This is a genomic window from Allorhizobium sp. GW101-3B10 (genome assembly GCF_059424725.1).
The window spans coordinates 835,441-856,064 of the sequence record NZ_JBWKZR010000001.1; the positions used below are offsets into that span (position 1 = coordinate 835,441).

The window sequence follows — 20,624 nt, forward strand, 5'->3', positions numbered from 1 at the left end:
CGCCTCGAGCGGGAGGCTGCCTCGGGACTCAAGGTTTCTCCATCGTTCAGGGCCGTTATGGGCGGGCAATGTTACAGCTGCATGTCAGGCCGGTGACGCGGAGCAGGACGGCTTGCCGTGCATGGTGCTTCGGTCTCTTGCCCTTTGTGCGATTTCGCCACTCGCCTCAGGCGCGTCATGTCCTATATTGCAGACGCACCCACCCGTTTCACCATCCCCTCGAGGAGCGCGCATGACGAAGAGCCCGGCCAAGGCCAAGCCGCAGAAGAGCAATGCCGACTGGTGGCGCGGCGCCGTCATCTACCAGGTTTATCCGCGGTCCTTCCAGGATACCGACGGCGACGGGATCGGCGACCTCAAGGGTGTGACGGAACGGCTGCCCTACATCGCCTCGCTCGGCGTCGACGCCATCTGGCTCTCGCCCTTCTTCACCTCGCCGATGGCCGACATGGGCTATGACGTCTCCGACTATTGCGACGTCGACCCGATGTTCGGCACGCTTGCCGATTTCGATGCGCTGATGACGCAGGCCCATGGCCTGGGCCTCAAGGTCATCATCGACCAGGTGTTGTCGCATACCTCCGACCAGCATCCGTGGTTCAAGGAAAGCCGCACCAGCCGCGACAATCCCAAGGCCGACTGGTTCGTCTGGGCGGCCGCCAAGCCGGACGGCACGGCGCCGAACAACTGGCTTTCGGTCTTCGGCGGCCCCGCCTGGGAGTGGGACGGGGTGCGCAAGCAATATTACATGCACAATTTCCTCGCCTCGCAGCCGGATCTCAACTTTCACAATCGCGAGGTTCAGGAGGCGCTCCTGGATGCGGCCAGGTTCTGGCTGGAGCGCGGCGTCGACGGTTTCCGCCTCGACACGGTGAACTACTATTTCCACGACAAGGAACTGCGCGACAATCCGGCTCACATGCCCGACAGCGAGGAGGCCGGGCTCGACGCGCCGGACGTCAACCCTTATGGCATGCAGAGCCATCTCTACGACAAGACCCAGCCGGAAAACATCGGCTTTCTCAAGCGGTTCCGCACGCTGCTCGACCAGTATGAGGGCCGCACCTCGGTCGGCGAAGTGGGTGACGGCGCGCGGTCGCTGAGAACGGTCGCGGCCTATACAGCCGGCGGCGACAAGCTGCACATGTGCTACACCTTCGATCTCTTGGGCCCCGATTTCACCCCGAACCACATTCGCCATTGCGTCGACGCCTTCCACAAGTCGGTCGCCGACGGCTGGGTGTGTTGGGCCTTTTCCAATCACGATGTCCATCGCCATGTCAGCCGGTTCGCCCAGAATGCCGAGGAGCGGGAGGCGGTGGCGAAGCTCGCCATCAGCGTTCTATCCACGCTGCGCGGTTCGATCTGCCTCTACCAGGGCGAGGAACTGGGGCTGCCGGAGGCGGAACTCCAATTCGAGGACCTGACCGACCCCTACGGCATCCGCTTCTGGCCGGCCTTCAAGGGGCGCGACGGATGCCGCACGCCGATGCCCTGGGTTTCGGCCGCGGACCATGCCGGCTTCACCACGGCGGCCAAGCCCTGGCTGCGGGTTCCGGCCGAACACAGGGCGGTTGCGGTCGACACCCAGGACGCCAAGGAGGGCTCGGTGCTGGAGCACTACCGGCAGACGCTGGCCTTCCGCAAGGCGCATGCCGCGCTCACCGACGGCGACATGGAATTCCTCGATCTCGACGAGGACGTACTCGCCTTCACCCGCAAGAAGGGCGAGGACCGGCTGCTCTTCGTCTTCAACCTGAGGGGCGGCCCGCAGGAGGTGAAGCTGCCGCAGCGCATTGCCATCAAGGAACTGGTCGGCATGCCCGGCCTTTCCGGCAGCATTGTCGATGGCGTGGTGCTGGTCGAGGCGCGGGACGGTTTTTGCGCGCGGATTTGAAGGGAGGGAGTGCCGATGGACGTCAGACCTGCGACGGCGGCGGACCGCACCGGCTGGATCGCTCTTAGGCAACAGCTCTGGCCGGAGGAATCTGGCGAAGGCCATGCCGCGGAAGTCGATGAGGCTTTCGCCAGTTCCGACACGCGGGCCGCCTTCGTCGCTGTCGACGCGGCCGGCGCCGTGATCGGATTTCTCGAGGCCGCCATGCGCTTTGATTACGTCAATGGCTGCGAGGGATCGCCGGTCGCCTTCCTCGAAGGGATCTATGTCGCGCCCGCCTTCCGCAGACAGCGGGTGGCGCGGGCGCTGATCGCGGCCTTCGAAGACTGGGCACGGGGCAAAGGCGTCAAGGAGATGGCGTCCGACGCGGAGATCGACAACCGGGTCTCGCACGCGATGCATCAGGCGCTCGGCTTTGCCGAGACCGAGCGCGTCGTCTACTTCCGCAAGCCGGTGGCCTGAGCCCGCTCGATCTCAAAGCCCCTCGTCGGGGATGTTGAGGATATGGCCGCAGGCCTTGCAGTGGACGGCATCCGCGTCGTGCCGCTGCAGCCCGCATTCGGGGCAGGGGAAGGACACCTTGTAGGGCCTGACGATCGCCTGGGCGAGGCGCACGAAGAGCGAGATGCCGATGATCATGGTGACGATCGAGGTGAGCTTGCCGAACGTGCCGGGCAGGGTGATGTCGCCGAAGCCGGTGGTCGTGACGGTCGCCACGGTGAAATAGAAGGCGTCGATGAAACCGGTGCCGGCGTCCTCGCGGTAGAAGAAGAAGGTGTAGACGAAGCCCGTCACCAGGAAGAGGAAGACGAACAGGTTGATGAAGGCGGTCACGACGTCGACCTGCTCGCGCAGGCCGAGGCGCCGCAGCATCAGCTTGAAGACCGGCCGCCGCGCCACGGCCCAGATGCGGGCGACGCGCAGGAAGCCGAAATTGAACAGCCATTGCGGGAAGAGCAGGGTGCAGAGCACCAGGAGATCCAGCCAGGTGATCGGCTTGGCGAACATGCGCCGGGTCGAGGACGAAATGGTCCACTGGGCAAACAGCTCGGCCGCGATCCAGAAGGCGATCACGTAGTCGATGATCAGATAGCTCGGCCGGTCGCGCAGGTAGGGACCGGCGAGGAAAAAGCCGATGATGGCGAGGTCGATGACCATCAGCGCGAACTGGAACCGGATCGCCGCAGCATCCTCGCCGAAATAGAGGCGGGACAGGCGCTGGCGGAGGAGGGATGGTGCGGCCGGCTGGGGAGACATCGTGTTTCCTAATAGTGATAGCGGCACTGGGCGACGACCAGCACCTGATCGGCATCGCGCTCCGTGACCCGATAGACCAGGCGGTGTTCCTGGTTGATCCTGCGCGACCAGAAGCCTTTGAGACTTCCTTTCAGCGGTTCAGGCTTGCCGATGCCCGAGAACGGGTTCCTCAGCGTATCGCGAAGAAGGTCGTTGATGCGCGCCAGCGTCTTGCGGTCGGTTTCCTGCCAATACAGATAGTCCGCCCACGCGTCCTCAGTGAACGCGAGCTGCACGGTTCAGGCCTTGCGCTCGAGCGGAATGTCGCGAACGGTGAACTGCCCCGCCTCGATCTCTGACTTCGCCTTGAGCAGACGCGCGGCGTTGGCCGGGGACGACAGAAGGTGAATGGTTTCCATCATGCCCTCGTATTCTTCCTTGCCAATCAGAATCGCCGACGGCTTGTCGCGCCGGACGATTTCCACCGCGGCCGCATCCTCGTTCACCTTGTCGAGCAGTCCGGCAAGCTCCGCCCGGGCTTTCGAGAAGAATATCGTATCCATCACCGACCTCCTGAGTTGTACCGAATATAGTACAGCTCTCCGTTTTCCACAAGCACTCTCCCGATCAGGCGGTTGGGAGCGATCGTCAAGTCATCCTCGGAGAGCCGACCATGCTGACCCGGTCGGACGACCCTGTTCTAGCCCGTCAACCTGTCATAGTCGGCATGAGAACCGATCCGGAACCATACGACGTCGTCGCCGGTCAGGACAGCCAGTGCCCGATAGGCGATCCCGACGCGGGCGGACCACAGTTTGCCAATCTGCTTGAAATGCAACGAGGGATGATGGGGATCCGCCTTCAGCCTCTCGAAGTTCCTGTCGGCCAGCCGCCGTATGGTTTCCGGCAGTGCGTCGTAGCAGGCCCAGAACCGGCGGTGGCGTGATGGTTCACAGCGGCCTGCTGGCCCCTTTGCGGAAGGCCGCGAGAGCGGCATCGGCGAGGGCGTCCAGTCTGCCGCTTGTCGAATCGTTCTCGATGCGCCGGTCCCCGCGGTCGGCGCTCAGTTCCTCGCACCAGCGGGCGAAGCCATCGAACTCCTCCGGCGGCAGGTCGCGGACGATCTTTTCGATCTGTTCCAGTTTCGTCATGTCCGTCTCCATCCCGGCCAAGATAGTGCGTGTGGCGCTCACTGCCAAGCGCTCACCCGATCAGGCAGAACTTGTCGACGTCGACCATGCCCCTGTCGGAGATCTTCAGGTGCGGGATGACCGGCAGGGGCAGGAAGGCGACCTGGAGGAAGGGCTCTTGCAGAGTCGTTCCAAGGGCATAGGCGGCCTTTCTCAAGTGATGGAGCGTGTCGCGCACGGTCTCGAAGGGTTCGAGGCTCATCAGGCCGGCGACGGGAAGGGCGATCTCGCCGGTGACCTTGCCGTCCTCGACGACGACGAAGCCGCCCTTAATCTCGTCCAGGCGGTTGGCGGCCATCGCCATGTCGTCCTCGGAGACGCCGACCACGCAGATATTGTGGCTGTCATGTCCGACGGTCGAGGCGATCGCGCCCTTCTTCAGGCCAAAGCCCTGGACGAAGCCGTTGGCATGGTTGCCGTTCTTGCCGTGGCGCTCGATGACGGCGACCTTGATGATGTCTCGGTCGAGATCGACGGTGGTCTGGTTGCCGTTCGAGGGCAGCCGGAAGCGGCGGTATTCGGTGATGATCTTGCCGGGCAGCACGCCCATGACCGGGGTCTCGCCCTCGGTGACCGGCACACCGAAATCGGCGGCCTTGACGATGCAGGCCTTGACGCTGTCGAGCCCGACAGGGGCGACCGCCTCGCGGGTGGCGAACAGGGCATCGGTGACGCGGCGGCCGGCGGCAAAGACCATCTCGGCCTTGCAGCTTTCGAGGCTGTCGATCACCACGAGGTCGGCGCGCCAGCCGGGAGCGACAAGGCCCCGGTCACGCAGGCCGAAGGCGCGGGCCGCCGAGATCGAGGCGGCGCGGTAGACGGCGAGCGGGTCGACGCCATGGGCGATGGCGGTGCGGATCATGTAGTCGAGATGGCCTTCCTCGGCGATGTCGAGCGGATTGCGGTCGTCGGTGCAGAGCGCGAGGAAGGGCGAGAGCCGTTCGGTGAGGATCGGCATCAGGGCGTGCAGGTCCTTTGACACCGAGCCCTCGCGCACCAGGATGTGCATGCCCTTGCGGATCTTCTCCATGGCTTCCGGCACATTGGTGCATTCGTGGTCGGTGCGGATGCGGGCGGAGAGATAGCCGTTGAGGTCGCGGCCGGACAGAAGCGGCGAATGGCCGTCGATATGGCCGTCCTGGAAGGCTTCGAGCTTGGCGATGCAGATCGGATCCTTGTGGATCACGCCGGGGAAATTCATGAATTCGGCAAGCCCGATCACCTTGGGATGGTGGCGGAAGGGCAAGAGCGCCTCAATGGGCAGGTCGGCGCCGGAAGTCTCCAGATGGGTGGCCGGCACGCAGGAGGAGAGCTGGACGCGGATGTCCATGATCGTGCGTTCGGAACTCTCGAGGAAGAACCGGATGCCTTCCGTGCCCAGCACGTTGGCGATCTCGTGCGGGTCGCAGATCACGGTCGTCACGCCATAGGGCAGGACGCAGCGGTCAAACTCGTGCGGCGTGACGAGGGACGACTCGATGTGCAGATGGGTGTCGATGAAGCCGGGGACGACGATCCTGCCGGAAATGTCGATTTCCTCGCGGCCCTCATAGCTTTCGCCGGTGCCGACGATGGTGTCGCCGCAGATGGCGATGTCCGACGAGACGAGCTCGCCGGTGACGAGATCGAAGAACCTTCCCCCCTTCAGCACGATGTCGGCGGGGGTGCGGCCCACGCCCTGGTCGATGCGGCGGTCCAGATCAGTCATGGGTCTCTCCGATTCCGTTGTTGCCCGACTGTAGCGGCTGCGCGGTGCGAGGGAAATGCCGCCTCGTTGCTTCGGCCTCAACACCGACCCGAACGGCACAGCGTCCACGGCCGCGGGGGCCACCGGAGGGCGGTGCCGGATCCGCGTCGTTGTGGGTCGGCATGCACCGCCATGCCGCGGCGGTCTCGATGTGGGGTGAGGCTGCCTGGGTTCACTTCGGCGATCGCCGTCAGCGCGGTCGGCAATTCATTAAACCAAATGGTTGACTATTCTTTGCGGCGGAGCTACTGAATATACATTCAACCATAAGGGTGAATGAATTCCGTGAACCCGTGCGTTTGGGCATGCTCGTGCCCGGACTTCACGACAGCGATGGAGATCATCATGCTTCTGTCCAACAAGAATATCCTCATCTTTGGCGGTTCGGGGGCGATCGGCTCCGCGGTGGCCGGCGCCTGTCTGGCGGAGGGCGCCCGCGTCTTCATCGGCGCGCGGGACGCGCAACGGCTCGTAGCCGCGGCTGGCGCGCTTGAAATCGGCCCCGGGGCTCTTGAGACCTTCCTCGTCGACACGCTGGAGCCCGACCTGGTCACCCGCACCGTCGACGGCATTGCGGCTCGGCTCGACGAGATCGATGTGGTCATGGATGCCACAAGCTCTCTGCACGACCAGGGCTCGTTCATCGACACGCTCGATCTTGAGGACTTCATGCTGCCGGTCGATCGGTTTCTGACCTCTCTGTTCAACACCAGCAAGGCCGCAGTACGACACATGGGCAAGGATCGGCGGGGGCTCGTGCTCACCTTGACGACACCTGCCGGACGGTCGGCCGCGCCGGGACATCTCGGCAACAGCGTCGCCTCCGCCGGCGTCGAAGCCTTTACCCGCGTGCTCGCCGCCGAGCTTGGGCCACGCAACATCCGCGCCGTCTGTCTCGGTCCGCACGCGCTGGCGGATGCGCCGAAAGCCGGTTCCTACACGGCCGAGTTGTTTGCGCCGAAAGCGGCGGCGATGGGCCTCACGGTGGATGAATGGCTGATCGCAGCGGCGGGGACGACTATGCTGGAACAGCTGCCGACCCTGCAGGATGTTGCCCAGACAGCCGTCTTCCTGATGTCGGATAAGGCGCGTGCGATGACGGCAGCCTATGTGAACCTGACGGCCGGAATGATTCCGGAGTGAACCTGCGCCCGGGGCGCCAGGGGGCGGGGGCGGTCGTTTCTGCAGGAGGCCCCGTGTTTTCCGCCGACGGGAAAAGGCGGCCGTCGCCGGCCGCCCCACTGTTTCGTCTTGCACTTGAGCCGGCCGCTGGGCGCCTTACTCGACGGCGACGATCTTGCCGGCGTCCCACTTGAACAGCGAGAAGGTCTGCGAGGTGAGGTCGCCGGTCTCGCCGTAGGTGACCTTGCCGATGGCGGTGGCGATCGGCTCACCGGTCTTCAGGGCCTCGGCGACGGCTGCGGCGTCTTCGGCGCTGCCGGCCTTCTCGATACCGGCCTTCAGCACCTCGACGGCGGCATAGGCGTTGAGCGTGAAGGCTTCGGCCGGGATATTGCGGGCGGCGAGCGCGTCGGCTGCAGCCTTGGAATCGGGATTCTTCAACGCGTCGGAGGCGTTGGTGAAGATCGCGCCGTTGGCGGAATCCCCGCCGATCGAGGCGAATTCGCTGTTCGACAGGCCGTCACCGCCGATGATCGTCGCCTTGACGCCGAGGTCGGCGAGCTGGCGGGCGAGCAGGCCGCCTTCGGGGTGATAGCCGCCGAAGTAGATCACTTCGACGGCCTCCGACTTGAGGCGGGTCGTCAGCGCGCTGAAGTCCTTGTCGCCGGGGGTGAGCGCGTCGTTGAAGACTTCGGTCACGCCGCCTTCGTTCAGTGTCTTCTTGAAGGCGTCGGCGAGGCCTTTGCCGTATTGGCCCTTGTCGTTGATGATGCCGATCTTCTTGTCCTTGAGGTTGGCGAGGACATATTTGGCGGCGACTTCTGCCTGCTGGTCGTCACGGCCGCAGGTGCGCAGCACCGTGGTCAGGCCGCGATTGGTAAGATCCGGGGCGGTCGCGGTCGGCGTGACCATCAGCACGCCGTTTTCCGCGAGCACGTCGGAGGCCGGGATGGCGACGCCGGAGGTGACCGGGCCGACGACGAAGCGGATGCCGTCGCCGACCAGCTGGTTGGCGGCCGAAACGCCCTGCTTGGGTTCGCCGGCATCGTCGGCGAGCTTCAGCACGACGGTTTCACCGAGGATGCCGCCCTGCTTGTTGATCTCGTCCACGGCGACTTCGGCGCCGTGCTTGACCTGTTCGCCGTAGGCGGCGACCGGGCCGGTGAGCGGCGCGATCAGGCCGATGACGATTTCGGCGCGCGCTCCGGACGCGAAGGCGAGGGCGGCGACCAGTGCGGTGCTCGTCAGCAGTTTCAGGTTCATGTCTTTTCTCCTTGGATGGGCGCCGTTTTCTGCTGCTCCCGAACAGCTGTCTTTTCCCGGCGGTTCTGGCCGTCGGGATGATTGGAGGCGCTCTTTAGCGGGACCTCATTAGACACCGGAGCGAGTGGGCTGACCAGTCGTATTTTGCGCAGTGTGCGACTTATTCCCCCGTTCAACCTTGCGGATTTCTCAAACCGGCGACTGGTCTTGACAAACCTATAACCGTAGAGTTATTGAATTGATCAATAGCCAACGGGTTATGAATTTCGATGAACGACACGCCTGACTTTCTCTTCGCCGCCCTGGCCGATCCGACGCGCCGGGCGATCTTCGAGCGGCTCTGCCGCCGGGGTGAGCAGACGGTCGGGGCGCTGACGGCGCAGGCCGGCGTGTCGCAGCCGGCGGTGTCGAAGCATCTCGGCGTGCTGAAGCGGGCGGGCCTCGTGCTCGACCGGCACGAGGGGCGCCAGACCCATTACAGTGCGCGGCTGGAGGCGCTGGCGCCACTGGTGGACTGGACGAAACAGATGACCGGCTTCTGGGAAAGCCGGTTCGACGATCTCGAGGACCTGCTGAAAAGGATGGACCAATGAACGATACTGCCAGCAAAACGCTTTCCGTCGTGGTCGAACGGGAGCTGCCGCATGCGCCGGAGAAGATCTGGCGTGCGCTCACCCAGCCCCAACTGATCGAGGAATGGCTGATGAAGAACGAGTTCAAGCCGGCGGTCGGCCATGCCTTCACGCTTCGGGCCGACTGGGGTACGGTGGAATGCAGCGTGCGCACCGTCGAGGAAAACCGCAAGCTCTCCTACAGCTGGAATGCGAAGCCGCTGGAAAGCGTCGTCACCTGGACGCTGACGCCGACGGAAAAGGGCACCATGCTGCGCATGGAGCAGACTGGCTTCAAGGCCGACCAGCCGATGTTCTACGGCGGCGCGAAGCAGGGCTGGCCGCGATTCATCGACAGCCTGGAAGACGTTCTGGCGCGCATGGACTGAGGCGGTCGCCCCGCTTCCTTAGACACAGAGCACGGGCCTTGCTGGCGTCGTCATCACTCGGTCCCGTCACAGGGCGGGGCCGCTGACGGTGCGGTCGTGCTCTGCCGAAAACCAACGCGATCAACCAAGGGCCAGCGTGTGCGGCCCGCAATCAGGAGGAGTGTGTCCGTGCACTGGAACAAATGGATCCGGCAAATTCACCGCTGGCTGTCGCTCGCCTTCACCCTGGCGGTCATTGCCAATATCGCCGCGATGGGCATGGCCGAACCGGCCGTCTGGATCGGCCTGCTGGCGCTTGTGCCGCTGATCCCGCTGCTCGTCACGGGGCTCTACATGTTCGCGCAGCCCTATGTCGCGAGGCGGCGTAGGGCGGAGGGATAGCGTAGGGCTGGCGGCCAGCGCCGACGCCCTCTTCTCCCCAGCGGGGAGAAGAGGGCCGAAGGGCAGATGAGGGGGTCCCCTATGCCCCGGTCGCTGGTGATGGAGTGGGGCGCCTTGGTCGCATGCCGGGACGCATACCCCGCATGGCCCGGTCGCTTATCGCTGGGGCCTCGTGTCCCGATCGCTTGTCTCTAATGGGAATACCTCGGCGCATCTCCCATGGGGGCTACCCATGCCCGGTCGTGTCTTGCCCCGAGGCTTTGCCACCCCCTCATTCGGCGCTGCGCGCGACCTTCTCCCCGCCGGGGAGAAGACGGGACGCGGGCGTCGTGGCCGATGGACGGGCAGCTGCGGCGATCGCTGTGCCGGGCGCGACGCATGGGTTGTCGAGGGGCCGAAACGAAAGAAGCGGCCGTTTCCGGCCGCTTCGGATCTTGCTCTGAACGCCAGGCTCAGATGTTCGCCACCAACACCTTGCGCAGCTTGTCGAACAGTTCGTCGATCTCGGCCTTGGTGATGATCAGCGGCGGCGAGAGGGCGATGATGTCGCCGGTGGTGCGGATCAGCAGGCCCGATTCATAGGCCTTGAGGAAGGCGTTGAAGGCGCGTTTGGTCGGTTCGCCGGCGATGGGCGCAAGTTCGATCGCGCCGATCAGCCCGATATTGCGGATGTCGACGACGTTCGGGCAATCGGCCAGCGAATGCAGCTTCTCTTCCCAGTAGGGCGCAAGCTCGGCGGCGCGGGTCAATAGGCCCTCTTCCCTGTAGGTGTCGAGGGTGCCGAGGGCTGCGGCCGAGGCGATCGGGTTGCCGGAATAGGTGTAGCCGTGGAAGAACTCGATCAGATGTTCCGGACCGGTCATGAAAGCATCATGGATCTCGGAGGTGACGAAGACCGCGCCCATCGGGATGACGCCGTTGGTCAGTCCCTTGGCGGTGGTGATGATGTCCGGCTTGACGTCGAAGTACTGCGCGGCAAAGGGAGCGCCGAGGCGGCCGAATCCGGTGATGACTTCATCGAAGATCAACAGGATGCCGTGCTTGGTGCAGATCTCGCGCAGGCGCTGCAGATAGCCCTTCGGCGGGATCAGCACGCCGGTGGAGCCGGCCACGGGTTCGACGATGACGGCGGCGATCGTCGAGGCGTCATGAAGTGTGACGATGCGTTCCAGCTCGTCGGCGAGATCGCCGCCATGCTCCGGCATGCCCTTGGAAAAGGCATTCTTGGCCGGCAGGTGGGTGTGCGGCATGTGGTCGACGCCCGTCAGCAACGTGCCGAACATCTTGCGGTTGGTGACGATGCCGCCGACCGAGATGCCGCCGAAATTGACGCCGTGGTAGCCGCGTTCGCGGCCGATCAGGCGGGTGCGCGATCCCTGACCCTTCACCCGCTGGTAGGCGAGCGCCACCTTCAGTGCGGTTTCGACCGATTCCGAGCCGGAATTGGTGTAGAGGACATGCGCCATATCGTCGGGCGCGAGGTCGACCAGACGGTTGGCAAGCTCGAAGGCCTTGGGGTGGCCGAGCTGGAAGGCCGGAGCATAGTCGAGTTCGCCGGCCTGTTCGCGGATCGCCTCGGTGATCTTCGGGCGGCAGTGGCCGGCGTTCACGCACCAGAGACCGGCGGTGCCGTCGAGCACCTGGCGGCCGTCATGGGTCGTGTAATACATATCCTTGGCGCCGACGAACAGGCGCGGTTCCTTCTTGAACTGGCGGTTCGCGGTGAACGGCATCCAGAAGGCGCGCAGGTCGTTGGGCGTTGTATTCAGGCGGTTGGACATCAAATTTCTCCATGGCCTTTGTGTTTCGGGCGGCCATTTCCCGGTTGGCGGCGAATATGCCGGATATTCGAGAAAACCCGGACAAATTAACAGCGCGACCAAGGTCGTCAACCGTCATCACGAAACATCATGGATGGTGCGGGTTCCGGTTATGTTTCCCCCGGAAAACGCCGGCGTGGAGGCCCTGTCCGGCCGGCTCGCCCGGCGCTGATCGTGCCCGACCGGGACGGTGCCGTGGCCGGCCGGTCAGCGGCGTCCCAGATGGGGGCTCCAGGCGCCCTGTTGCGGAGGGCGCCGAGCTTTCCGTCAAGCTCAGGGCAAGGTCGGTGGTGGAAAGTGCCGAATGCAGGATGGCCGACCCGAAGGGCAGATTGGGCGTCATCCGGCGGACCGGCGGCAAGCGCTGGCAGGTGCCGATCCCGGGGTTCCCACGCGAGGGATCGGTGCCTGCATTGCCAGAAATCCCTGCATTGTGAAGAACAATGACCGGCAAATCAGAGATCTGCCGGCCCGAGCCTGTCACTGGGTGATTTCAAATGGCCGCAATGCAGATCGGGCAAACGCCAGGTCCCGATCGATCTGCCTGTCACCACCGCCGGCGGCGCTATGTCAGGCGGCCGATTTACTAGCCGTGGTCGAGCAATAGATGTCTTCCAGCGTGCCGAGGATCTTCATCACCGATTCGGAGGTGCTGGAATAATAAATGGTCTGCGCGTCGCGGCGGGTCTTCACCAGCTTCTGGGCGCGCAATTTCGAAAGGTGCTGGGACAGGGCGGACTGGCTGAGGCCGACCTGGGTGGCGAGGACGCCGACGGGAACTTCGCCCTCGACCAGGCTGCAAAGGATCATGAGGCGCTTGGGATTCGCCATGGCGGTAAGAAGGCCGGCTGCTGCAATGGACTGTTCGGACAATGCCTTGGTTTTCATCATATCAACTTTCGTTTTCCGGGCCTCGGGGGGAAGGCGACGGTTTGCAATCCATCAAATTGGCTATGTTAGAACTCTAACAATGCTCAAGAAATTGTATATGCCTAAATTTAAGGTACCGGGTATGCTGTATTAGCTAATGCGGAATAGAGTTCTGTTTCCGATCCTATATGATGCCCAAAATCGTATCTAACCAGTAAATCGCCTGAAATTAGGTCAATTCCGGCCCTGTCCAAGCCACAGAAAGTCCATTTTCCCGGCTTCTGGCCGCAGCGTTCGGTCGCCACCTGCTGCGCAAGTTCCGGTTTCGTACTCACTAAATCTTGTAGTAGTTCGAGCTCCCTTCCGGAGAAATTCCCGGTGGGTTCCGGCGCGATTCTGAAGTCTTCGCCGGGCAGCAGATAGGCGCGGCCGAAGCCGCCGTTGAGGCTTGCCGACCGGGGCACGAGCCGGAAAAAGCGGAAATCGGGGAAATCGATGTAGAGCTTCGCCTTCGGGTGGCGGGCGATGAACCGGCTTCTGAGACGGTCATGCGTCGGGCTGCCGCGCTCGACGGGTTCGGCGACGCATTGCAGGGTGAGGCGCGGATGGGCGAGCGGATCGCCCTTGCCGGGCTCGCCGGCCAGCAGCGAAACGCGCTGGTCGGCCTCGAGCGCCCTCGTGTGAGCCGAGAGCGCCGAGACGAGAATGACCGCCGAACCGTCCGTGTCGGTTCCCAAGAGGACGCGGCTCACCGAGGGGAAATGCGTCTGCGGATCGATCACGGCCAGTGCGACATAGCGGGCCGAACGCAGGAGGCGGCGGGCAAGCCCGCGCGCCTCGTCGTCGGTTTCGCGAATCACCGAGGGCTTGTCCGTCATGACTATCTCCGTCTCCTGCGATGCCGCCTGAACGGAGGGGTCCGATCAGGCCTTGCGCCGGTGAAGGGTGAGTCCGGCGACGACATCCTGCGCCGAGATCGTCCCAATGATCGCGCCGTTGTCAACCACGCCGATTGTCCCGGGCTGGCGCGACAGCACGTCGAGGATCTCGACGAGCGGTGTCTCGGGCTTCGCCGTGCCGGCCACGGTGCCCTGACCGGGCGCGCTTCCGACACCGGCATGCATGACGTCGCGCGCGGTCAGCATGTTGATCGGGTTCATGTTCTGGACGAAATCGGCGACATACTGGTCGGCCGGGTTGCGGACGATCTCCTGCGGCGTGCCGCACTGGATGATCCGCCCGCCCTCCATGATGGCGATGCGGTTGCCGATGCGGAAGGCCTCGTCGAGGTCGTGGCTGACGAAGAGGATGGTCTTCTTCAGGCGGCGCTGGAACTCGAGAAGTTCGTCCTGCAGGCGGGTGCGGATCAGCGGATCGAGGGCCGAGAAGGGCTCGTCCATCAAAAGGATCGGGGCGCCCGTGGCAAAGGCGCGGGCAAGCCCGACGCGTTGCTGCATGCCGCCCGACAGTTCCTGCACCTTGCGGGTGGACCATTTCGCCAGGTTGACCAGTTCGAGCTGTTCTTCCACCCGCATGCGGCGCTCGGCCTCGGGCACGCCGGCCAGTTCCAGGCCGAAGCCGACATTCTCGGCGACGGTGCGCCACGGCAGGAGACCGAACTGCTGGAACACCATGGAGACGGTGTGCATGCGAAGGTCGCGCAGCTGCTGCGGCGAACAGGTGTAGGGATTGGTCGTCTTGCCGTCGTTGAATACCTTGACGTCGCCGCGCACCACGGGCGCCAGCCCGTTGACGGCACGCAGCAGCGTCGACTTGCCGGACCCCGACAGGCCCATCAGGACCAGGATCTCGCCTTCCTTGATGTCGAGCGAGGCATTGGCCACGCCGAGAACCAGCCCGGTCTCGGCGCTGATCTCGTCGCGGGTGCGCCCCGCATCCGCCATGGTCAGCGCGCGTTGCGGGTTCGGTCCGAAAATGATCGAGACATTGTCGAATTGAACGGCGGTCATGCGGCGTCTCCTTCGTCGGATGACCGGAAGATGCGGTCGAGGATGATGGCGAGGATGACGATGCACAGGCCGGAATCGAAGCCCTTGGCGATGTTGACGGTGTTGAGTGCGCGAACGACCGGCACGCCGAGCCCGCTTGCGCCGACGAGGGCGGCGATCACCACCATCGACAGCGAGAGCATGATGGTCTGCGTCAGGCCGGCCATGATCTGCGGCATGGCGAAGGGCAGTTCGACCTTGCGCAACACCTGGGAGGGGGTGGCGCCGAAGGCCTGGGCGGCTTCAACCAGCGAGGGCGGGGTCGAGATGATGCCGAGGCGGGTGAGCCGGATCGGCGCGGGAATGGCGAAGATCACGGTGGCGATCAGGCCCGGCACCATGCCGAGACCGAACAGGATGAGCGCCGGGATCAGGTAGACGAAGGTCGGGATCGTCTGCATCAGGTCGAGGATCGGCCGGATGCCGGAATAGAGCCACGGACGGCGGGCCGCGGCAATCCCGATCGGGATGCCGACCACCATCGAGACGCCGGTCGCGGCCAGCACCAGGGCCAGCGTTTCCATCGTCTCTTTCCAGTAGCCCTGATTGTAGATGATCAGCAGGCCGACCAGCGTGAAGGCCGCGACGCCCACGGAGCGCCGCATGACCCAGGCCACGCCGGTAAACGCGACGATCATGATCAGCGGATAATAGTCCGCGAAGTCCGTGCCCTTGAGATAGGGCGCTTGAAGCACGAACAGCATTGCATTGATCGATGCGTTGAGGATCGTCGCAATGAAGTCGAAAAAGAATTTCAGATTGGTGGTCAGCCAGTTGACTGCCTCCTTGGCGCCAACCCCGATCGGGATCTTGTAATCCGTCAGCCAGTCCATGGTTCCCCAGTGCCTTTTCGGCTCGTGATACTCCTGAATGAAGAGGGAGCGGCTTTCGCCGCTCCCTTGGTCAGTTGCCTCAGAGGCCGAGGGCAGTCTTGACCGCCGCCAGTGCGTCGCCACCGTCCTTGGTGGTGACGCCTGCGAGCCAGGGCTCGATCGCCGAGCCGTTGGCCTTCAGCCAATCGGTCGCCGCGACTTCCGGGTCCTTGCCTTCGTTCAGGATGCCGCCCATGACGAGGTTCTCCATGTCGAGCGAGAACTTGAGATTGGTAATGAACTTGCCGACGTTCGGGCATTCGGCGAGGTAGCCGGCGCGAACATTGGTGTAGACCGATGCGCCGCCGAAGTTCGGGCCGAAGGTCGCGTCGCCGCCCGTGAGATAGGTCAGCTTGAAGTTGGCGTTCATCGGGTGCGGAGCCCAGCCGAGGAAGACGACCGGCGAGCCGTCCTGTTCGGCGCGGGCGACCTGGGCCAGCATGCCCTGTTCGGAGGATTCGACGACTTCGAAGCCTTCCAGGCCGAATTCGTTCTTCTCGATCAGTTCGAGCACGATGCGGTTGCCGTCATTGCCCGGCTCGATGCCGTAGATCTTGCCTTCCAGCGCATCCTTGTGCTTGGCGATGTCGGCAAAATCCTTGATGCCGAGCTCGGCGCCCTTGGCGTTGGTGGCCAGCGTGTACTTCGCGCCCTCGAGGTTCGGGCCGTAGGATTCGACCGACTTGTCTTCGGTATAGGGCTTGATGTCGTTGGCCTGGCTGGGCATCCAGTTGCCGAGGAAGACGTCGATGTCCTTGTTCTTCATCGAGGTATAGGTGACCGGCAGCGACAGAACCGTGACGGTGGGCTCGTAGCCGAGCGCCTTGAGGATCACGGACGCGGTTGCGGTGGTCGAGGTGATGTCGGTCCAGCCGACGTCGGAGAAGCGGACGGCGGAGCAGCTTTCTGCTTCGGCCGCCATCGCCTGTACGCTGCCGAGCGCGAGGACTGTGGCAAGGGTGGCAATCGTCAGGCGATGGATTTTGATTTTCGTCATAGTGGTACTCCCGTTTTTTTAATGTTCCCAAGTCAACATTCTATACACCACAAAAGCAAGCGCACCTGCGCATTTGCGCCTCAAACCCCTCCCTGTTTGCGACGTGGAAAAAGCGCCTGCCGAACGATTCTTAAGTCGAGCTTGACCCGGGGAAGTTGCTGAAAAGACTAGGGGGGCTCGATGATGTTTTCGCCCGCGGCATTGCGTCCTGTGGAAATTGGCGCATGGTTGCTCTAGTTTGTCCGATGGACGAGCCGTATTCGCGCGGCGCGCCACGATATTCAAAGGGAGAGTTCATGAAACTTCGCTGTCTGATCCTGGCTGCTTCGCTGACCATTCCGGCGGGCGCAGCCTTCGCCGAAGGTGATGCCGTCGCCGGCGCCAAGGTGTTCAAGCAATGCCAGGCCTGCCACACGGCCACGGAAGCCAAGAACAAGGTCGGCCCGTCGCTGATGGGCGTCGTCGACCGCAAGGTCGCCACCGTGGAAGGCTTCAAGTATTCGAAGGCCATGACCGATTTCGGCGCCGACGGCAAGGTCTGGTCCGAGGAGCTGCTGAAGGAATATCTTCCCAAGCCGCGCGACCTGGTCAAGGGCACGACCATGACCTTTGCCGGGCTCAAGAAGGAGGATGACATCGAAAACGTCATCGCCTACCTGAAGAACCCGACCGCCAAGTAAGCGGCCTGGTTCATCGACCTTCCATTGACGGGCAGCGGCGCAAAGGCGTGCCGCTGCCCGTTTTTGCCTGCCGCTCTTGCAGGCGCGGCGACAGCCTCCATATCTGACTTGTATTTTTCTGTCCGGCGTCAGCCGCGGCGGTTCTAATATCATTGATTTGTTATAAGGTTGCGGTCACATGCCGCTTGGGCCGGACGGGTATCCGGCGACAGTTCAGGGAGACGATCGCATGGCCTCGCTACAATCCTTCGACAGCGAAATCGAGAAGACCCGCACCATGGTCAACGAGGTGAGGGGCAAGATGGAGCAGTCGAGCGTGGTGCTCGACCAGTTCGCCAAGGCCGATACCAAGCTGGGCGACGTCAACTTCGACATCGAGAACGCCCGCATCGAGGACGTGATCAAGCAACAGAAGGTGATGGAGGCGAATATCGCCGACCTGATCATCGGGCTGGAAGACGCGACCAACGTGTTCGGCGCCGAGTTCGAGAGCATGAAGAGCTATTCGGGCTACGAGAAGTTCATCGGCATCTTCTCCAAGCAGAGGGCCCAGCGCATGCGCACCGAACGGGTGCGTAACATGTCGCTGGCCGGAAACCTGCAGGAACTGCTGGCGAAGTCCGACAGCATCGTCGGCATCCTGAAGGAGCAGCGCACCGTTCTCGACCAGCGCTACAAGAGCTCCGAGGCGAGCCTGATCCAGGTGATCGAACGGCGCAAGGGCACGATCGCGACGCTGGAGACGACGCAGAAGCGCATCGAGGAACTGAACCCGATGCTGCTCGACATCGAGAACAGGATCGCCGCCTCGATCGACCAGTCGGCCCGCACGCAACTCGAGGGCGAGCGCTCGAAGCTTGCGACCGAGTATAACCAGGCGCAGGCCAAGGAACAGGAGTTGCTGGCCGAGAGCCAGACGCTCGAACGCTATACCTCGATGTTCCAGACCTTCGTCGACAGCCTCAACAACCAGATCGCGGCGCAGAACACGCTGATCAACAAGCTGACCATCGATACCGAGCAGCGCATCGTGCTCTACAAGGCGCTGGAAGACTCGCTGAAGACGGCCGCCCAGCAGGACGTCGCCCACAAGATCAACACGCTCGGCAGCCAGGTCGACACGGCGGCCGAAGAGACCATGGCCGGCGTGGGCGCCGCCGCCCAGAAGCATATCGGCGACCTGCTCGAGCTGCACGAGAAGAACATGCTGGCGACCCAGGACATCCAGCGCCGCAAGAAGCTCGCCGACGAGGCCTTCGCGCGGCGCTTCCAGGCGGTTCTCGAAAAGCACAATTCGGCCAATTACGTGAAGTCGTGACGCCCGTTTGGGGTGTCCGGGGCCGGAGCGGCGATCTTCGCGTGCCCTCCGGCAAGGCTGGCGAGGCGCTGGCGCCGCCTTTGCCGGTTCCATGTTTCAGAGGAACTTCATTGGGGAACTGAATGGCCAAATTTCTTTTGGGTGCCGCAAAGGGCGGTGACGGGACGACGGGCCCGCGTGGACTGCTGGGCAAGGCCGTCGTGATTTCGGGGCTTGCTTTCCTCGTCTTCGTTGTCGGCCTCAAGTCGTTCTATACCATCGACGAGGGCGAACGCGGCGTGATCCTCAGAACCGGTGCCGTCGTCGGTACCGCAGAGCCAGGCCTTGGTTTCAAGATCCCCTTCCTCGACCGCGTGGTGAAGATCAGCGTCCAGAGCCGGGCGCAGATCTATGACGAGGTTCTGGCCTATTCGCGCGATCAGCAGGCCGCGGTGATCAAACTCTCCGTCAACTACCGGCTGCCCGCCGGCGAGGTCGAGCGCATCTATGCAGACTATGGCAGCGAGCAGGGGCTCGTCGAGCGATTGATCGACCGGCGGGTGTTCGAGCAGGCGAAGAACGTGTTCGGGCAGTTCAATGCGGTGACGGCGATCCAGGAGCGCGTGCGGCTCAATGCCGAGACCGAGACGGCCATCCGCGATTCCGTCAAGGGGCCGGTGATGATCGACAGCGTCCAGATCGAGAACATCGATTTCTCCGACGCCTATGAGCAGTCGATCGAAAACCGCATGCTGGCGGAGGTCGAGGTGCAGAAGCTGCGCCAGAATGCCGAGCGCGAGAAGGTGCAGGCCGAGATCACGGTGACCCAGGCGAACGCCCAGGCCGACGCGGTGCGGGCCCAGGCCGAGGCGCAAGCCGCGGCGACGCGGCTTGCCGGCGATGCTGAGGCCGATGCGATCCGCGCCAAGGGCGCCGCCTTGCGCGACAACCCCTCGCTCATCGAGTTGACGGCGGCGGAACGCTGGGACGGCCAGTTGCCGACCACGATGATCCCCGGGGCGGCCGTGCCTTTCATCGGCGTGAAGTAAGGTCGCGGCGCCCTGCCGGCGAAGACGATTGGAAGAAACCAGACGATGCTCGAGCAAAACGGCGCACCCGTCGCCCAGTATTTCAACTCCATCCGCGCCGCGCTCGGCGGGCTGGAGACCTATCTGTCCAATCCGGATCTCGCGCTGGCGGGAAGCGGGTTTGCCGGCCAGTTGCTCTTGCCCTATGTGGCGCGGCTGAAGAACTCCTTTGCCTGCTGGGAGAACCGCATCGGGTTCACCGAGCAGTTCCGCATCTCCCGCGCCGAGAGCGGCTTTCCGGTGTTCCAGAACGTGCTGGAGCTGGAGAACGACCGGCTCACTGCCGACAAGCGGCTCGCCAACATTCCGGACGCCCAGGCGATCCGGGCGGAAATGGCCGATTTCATCCTGCGCACCAAGGCCTTTCCCGGTGCCCTTCAGTCGCAGATGGCCGAGCGGATCTATCTCGAGCAGATCGGCAAGGGCGACATCTTCTCACCCTATGTCCTGCCGGAGACGGTGCGCGTCGCGGTCAACGAGAAGTCCGGGCGGCCCTATTACGTCGTGACCTGGGCGGTGTTCGACGGATCGAACACGCTGCCGATGGTCTATGTCGCCGGCATCGAGGATTCCTCGGAGAATATCCAGGAACTGCTGGTCGGCAAGGACGGCAAGATCAACCCGGACCTCGACATTCCGCTGCCGGTCGGCGGGCTGCTCAATCCGCAGCTCGCCGCCCAGTTCGACGATTTTGCCTCGAAGAACGGCGCCTATTCGCTGACGCCGGCGACGATCGCCACCAACATGGACAAGGATTTCCCGACGCTGCATCCCAAACAGCTGAGGCGCCTCGTGCTCGGGCCGTTCTATTCGGCGGGCATCACCGAGAACAATGCGCGCATCAACGAGATCCTGTCGCGGGTGCGGAAGCCCGAGAACGCCTGGCTGCTCACCTGGACGGTGCAGGAAGTGTTTTCCAAGGCCGAGCGTCCGGCGACCAAGGGCTTCTTCTCCTCGACGCCGGCGACGCAGGAATTCCACATCGACACAAACGACCTCGAAGCCGCCCGCATGGGCGTTTCGGCCTATGAGAAACATGCGCTGGTGCCGCACGACGCCTACCAGGCGCTCTATGCCTCGGGCGAGGCCAATGCGATCTTCGGCAATTACAAGGTCCATGTCATTTCCGGGAACAACGTCGTCAGCGAGGTCTAG

23 protein-coding genes and 1 pseudogene are annotated in these 20,624 nt (G+C 63.6%); 11 read left to right on the top strand and 13 right to left on the bottom strand.

The window, feature by feature from the left end:
- Nucleotides 1-232 precede the first annotated feature (232 nt).
- A complete protein-coding gene (gene bglA / locus AC07Y0_RS03955; RefSeq protein ID WP_498674730.1) occupies nucleotides 233-1,897 on the top strand; it encodes a beta-galactosidase BglA in 1,665 nt (554 codons plus the stop codon).
- A gap of 15 nt (nucleotides 1,898-1,912) precedes the next feature.
- Nucleotides 1,913-2,359: an aminoglycoside 6'-N-acetyltransferase gene (gene aac(6'), locus AC07Y0_RS03960; RefSeq protein ID WP_498674733.1), complete on the top strand. Its 447-nt coding sequence runs from the start codon at nucleotides 1,913-1,915 to the stop codon at nucleotides 2,357-2,359.
- Between the two features lie 12 nt (nucleotides 2,360-2,371).
- On the opposite strand, the gene AC07Y0_RS03965 is transcribed toward aac(6'), so the two are convergent.
- The 6 genes and pseudogenes from AC07Y0_RS03965 to ade all read right to left on the bottom strand — a co-directional run bounded on the left by AC07Y0_RS03965 (nucleotide 2,372) and on the right by ade (nucleotide 6,031).
- The gene (locus tag AC07Y0_RS03965) at nucleotides 2,372-3,154 is read right to left on the bottom strand and encodes a potassium channel family protein (protein ID WP_498674736.1); all 783 of its coding nucleotides are present in this window, start codon (nucleotides 3,152-3,154) and stop codon (nucleotides 2,372-2,374) included.
- A gap of 8 nt (nucleotides 3,155-3,162) precedes the next feature.
- On the bottom strand, nucleotides 3,163-3,429 hold the full coding sequence (locus AC07Y0_RS03970) for a Txe/YoeB family addiction module toxin (RefSeq protein ID WP_498674737.1): 267 nt from the start codon (nucleotides 3,427-3,429) through the stop codon (nucleotides 3,163-3,165).
- A gap of 3 nt (nucleotides 3,430-3,432) precedes the next feature.
- Entirely contained in the window at nucleotides 3,433-3,696 is a 264-nt protein-coding gene (locus AC07Y0_RS03975; protein WP_498674739.1) for a type II toxin-antitoxin system Phd/YefM family antitoxin, read from the bottom strand.
- A gap of 137 nt (nucleotides 3,697-3,833) precedes the next feature.
- Nucleotides 3,834-4,087: pseudogene (locus tag AC07Y0_RS03980) on the bottom strand (ParE family toxin-like protein).
- Nucleotides 4,084-4,284, bottom strand: a complete 201-nt coding sequence (locus AC07Y0_RS03985) for a hypothetical protein (protein WP_498674741.1) — start codon at nucleotides 4,282-4,284, stop codon at nucleotides 4,084-4,086. Before AC07Y0_RS03985 ends, AC07Y0_RS03980 begins: the two are co-directional and overlap by 4 nt.
- A 52-nt stretch (nucleotides 4,285-4,336) precedes the next feature.
- A complete protein-coding gene (ade, locus tag AC07Y0_RS03990) occupies nucleotides 4,337-6,031 on the bottom strand; it encodes an adenine deaminase (protein WP_498674743.1) in 1,695 nt (564 codons plus the stop codon).
- Between the two features lie 384 nt (nucleotides 6,032-6,415).
- On the opposite strand from ade, the gene AC07Y0_RS03995 reads away from it, so the two are divergent.
- Nucleotides 6,416-7,213 (top strand): SDR family NAD(P)-dependent oxidoreductase, encoded by a 798-nt coding sequence (locus AC07Y0_RS03995; protein WP_498674745.1) that lies wholly within the window; start codon nucleotides 6,416-6,418, stop codon nucleotides 7,211-7,213.
- Between the two features lie 135 nt (nucleotides 7,214-7,348).
- On the opposite strand, the gene AC07Y0_RS04000 is transcribed toward AC07Y0_RS03995, so the two are convergent.
- Nucleotides 7,349-8,455: a branched-chain amino acid ABC transporter substrate-binding protein gene (locus tag AC07Y0_RS04000; protein WP_498674748.1), complete on the bottom strand. Its 1,107-nt coding sequence runs from the start codon at nucleotides 8,453-8,455 to the stop codon at nucleotides 7,349-7,351.
- A gap of 269 nt (nucleotides 8,456-8,724) precedes the next feature.
- On the opposite strand from AC07Y0_RS04000, the gene AC07Y0_RS04005 reads away from it, so the two are divergent.
- The 3 genes from AC07Y0_RS04005 (at nucleotide 8,725) to AC07Y0_RS04015 (ending at nucleotide 9,836) form a co-directional block, all read left to right on the top strand.
- A complete protein-coding gene (locus AC07Y0_RS04005) occupies nucleotides 8,725-9,048 on the top strand; it encodes an ArsR/SmtB family transcription factor (RefSeq protein WP_498674751.1) in 324 nt (107 codons plus the stop codon).
- Nucleotides 9,045-9,455 (top strand): SRPBCC family protein, encoded by a 411-nt coding sequence (locus AC07Y0_RS04010; RefSeq protein WP_498674754.1) that lies wholly within the window; start codon nucleotides 9,045-9,047, stop codon nucleotides 9,453-9,455. Before AC07Y0_RS04005 ends, AC07Y0_RS04010 begins: the two co-directional genes overlap by 4 nt.
- A gap of 168 nt (nucleotides 9,456-9,623) precedes the next feature.
- Nucleotides 9,624-9,836, top strand: coding sequence for a hypothetical protein (locus AC07Y0_RS04015; RefSeq protein ID WP_498674755.1), 213 nt, complete (start codon nucleotides 9,624-9,626; stop codon nucleotides 9,834-9,836).
- A 452-nt stretch (nucleotides 9,837-10,288) separates the two neighbouring features.
- Here AC07Y0_RS04015 and aptA read toward each other — a convergent pair whose 3' ends face one another.
- Entirely contained in the window at nucleotides 10,289-11,617 is a 1,329-nt protein-coding gene (gene aptA, locus AC07Y0_RS04020) for an omega-aminotransferase AptA (protein ID WP_498674757.1), read from the bottom strand.
- Here aptA and AC07Y0_RS04025 point away from each other — a divergent pair.
- Entirely contained in the window at nucleotides 11,610-11,828 is a 219-nt protein-coding gene (locus AC07Y0_RS04025) for a hypothetical protein (protein ID WP_498674759.1), read from the top strand. The genes aptA and AC07Y0_RS04025 overlap by 8 nt on opposite strands.
- Nucleotides 11,829-12,226: 398 nt before the next feature.
- Here the strand turns inward: AC07Y0_RS04025 and AC07Y0_RS04030 are convergent, their stop codons facing one another.
- From AC07Y0_RS04030 to AC07Y0_RS04050, 5 genes are all read right to left on the bottom strand, one after another.
- Nucleotides 12,227-12,544, bottom strand: coding sequence for an ArsR/SmtB family transcription factor (locus AC07Y0_RS04030; RefSeq protein WP_498680172.1), 318 nt, complete (start codon nucleotides 12,542-12,544; stop codon nucleotides 12,227-12,229).
- A gap of 110 nt (nucleotides 12,545-12,654) precedes the next feature.
- Nucleotides 12,655-13,404 carry a HugZ family pyridoxamine 5'-phosphate oxidase gene (locus tag AC07Y0_RS04035; RefSeq protein WP_498674761.1) on the bottom strand — a complete coding sequence of 250 codons (750 nt, stop codon included), beginning with the start codon at nucleotides 13,402-13,404 and terminating at the stop codon, nucleotides 12,655-12,657.
- 45 nt (nucleotides 13,405-13,449) lie between these two features.
- A complete protein-coding gene (choV, locus tag AC07Y0_RS04040; protein WP_498674763.1) occupies nucleotides 13,450-14,496 on the bottom strand; it encodes a choline ABC transporter ATP-binding protein in 1,047 nt (348 codons plus the stop codon).
- Nucleotides 14,493-15,368 carry a choline ABC transporter permease subunit gene (choW, locus tag AC07Y0_RS04045; RefSeq protein ID WP_498674765.1) on the bottom strand — a complete coding sequence of 292 codons (876 nt, stop codon included), beginning with the start codon at nucleotides 15,366-15,368 and terminating at the stop codon, nucleotides 14,493-14,495. The genes choV and choW overlap by 4 nt, the downstream gene beginning before the upstream one ends.
- A 79-nt stretch (nucleotides 15,369-15,447) precedes the next feature.
- Nucleotides 15,448-16,329 (bottom strand): choline ABC transporter substrate-binding protein, encoded by an 882-nt coding sequence (locus AC07Y0_RS04050; protein ID WP_498680173.1) that lies wholly within the window; start codon nucleotides 16,327-16,329, stop codon nucleotides 15,448-15,450.
- 371 nt (nucleotides 16,330-16,700) lie between these two features.
- Here AC07Y0_RS04050 and AC07Y0_RS04055 point away from each other — a divergent pair, with 371 nt between their 5' ends.
- The 4 genes from AC07Y0_RS04055 (at nucleotide 16,701) to AC07Y0_RS04070 (ending at nucleotide 20,624) form a co-directional block, all read left to right on the top strand.
- Complete coding sequence (locus tag AC07Y0_RS04055) at nucleotides 16,701-17,084, top strand: c-type cytochrome (RefSeq protein WP_498674768.1); 384 nt, start codon at nucleotides 16,701-16,703, stop codon at nucleotides 17,082-17,084.
- Between the two features lie 229 nt (nucleotides 17,085-17,313).
- On the top strand, nucleotides 17,314-18,402 hold the full coding sequence (locus tag AC07Y0_RS04060) for a hypothetical protein (RefSeq protein ID WP_498674770.1): 1,089 nt from the start codon (nucleotides 17,314-17,316) through the stop codon (nucleotides 18,400-18,402).
- Nucleotides 18,403-18,524: 122 nt separating this feature from the next.
- A complete protein-coding gene (locus tag AC07Y0_RS04065) occupies nucleotides 18,525-19,430 on the top strand; it encodes a prohibitin family protein (protein ID WP_498674771.1) in 906 nt (301 codons plus the stop codon).
- A gap of 45 nt (nucleotides 19,431-19,475) precedes the next feature.
- A complete protein-coding gene (locus tag AC07Y0_RS04070; protein ID WP_498674772.1) occupies nucleotides 19,476-20,624 on the top strand; it encodes a hypothetical protein in 1,149 nt (382 codons plus the stop codon).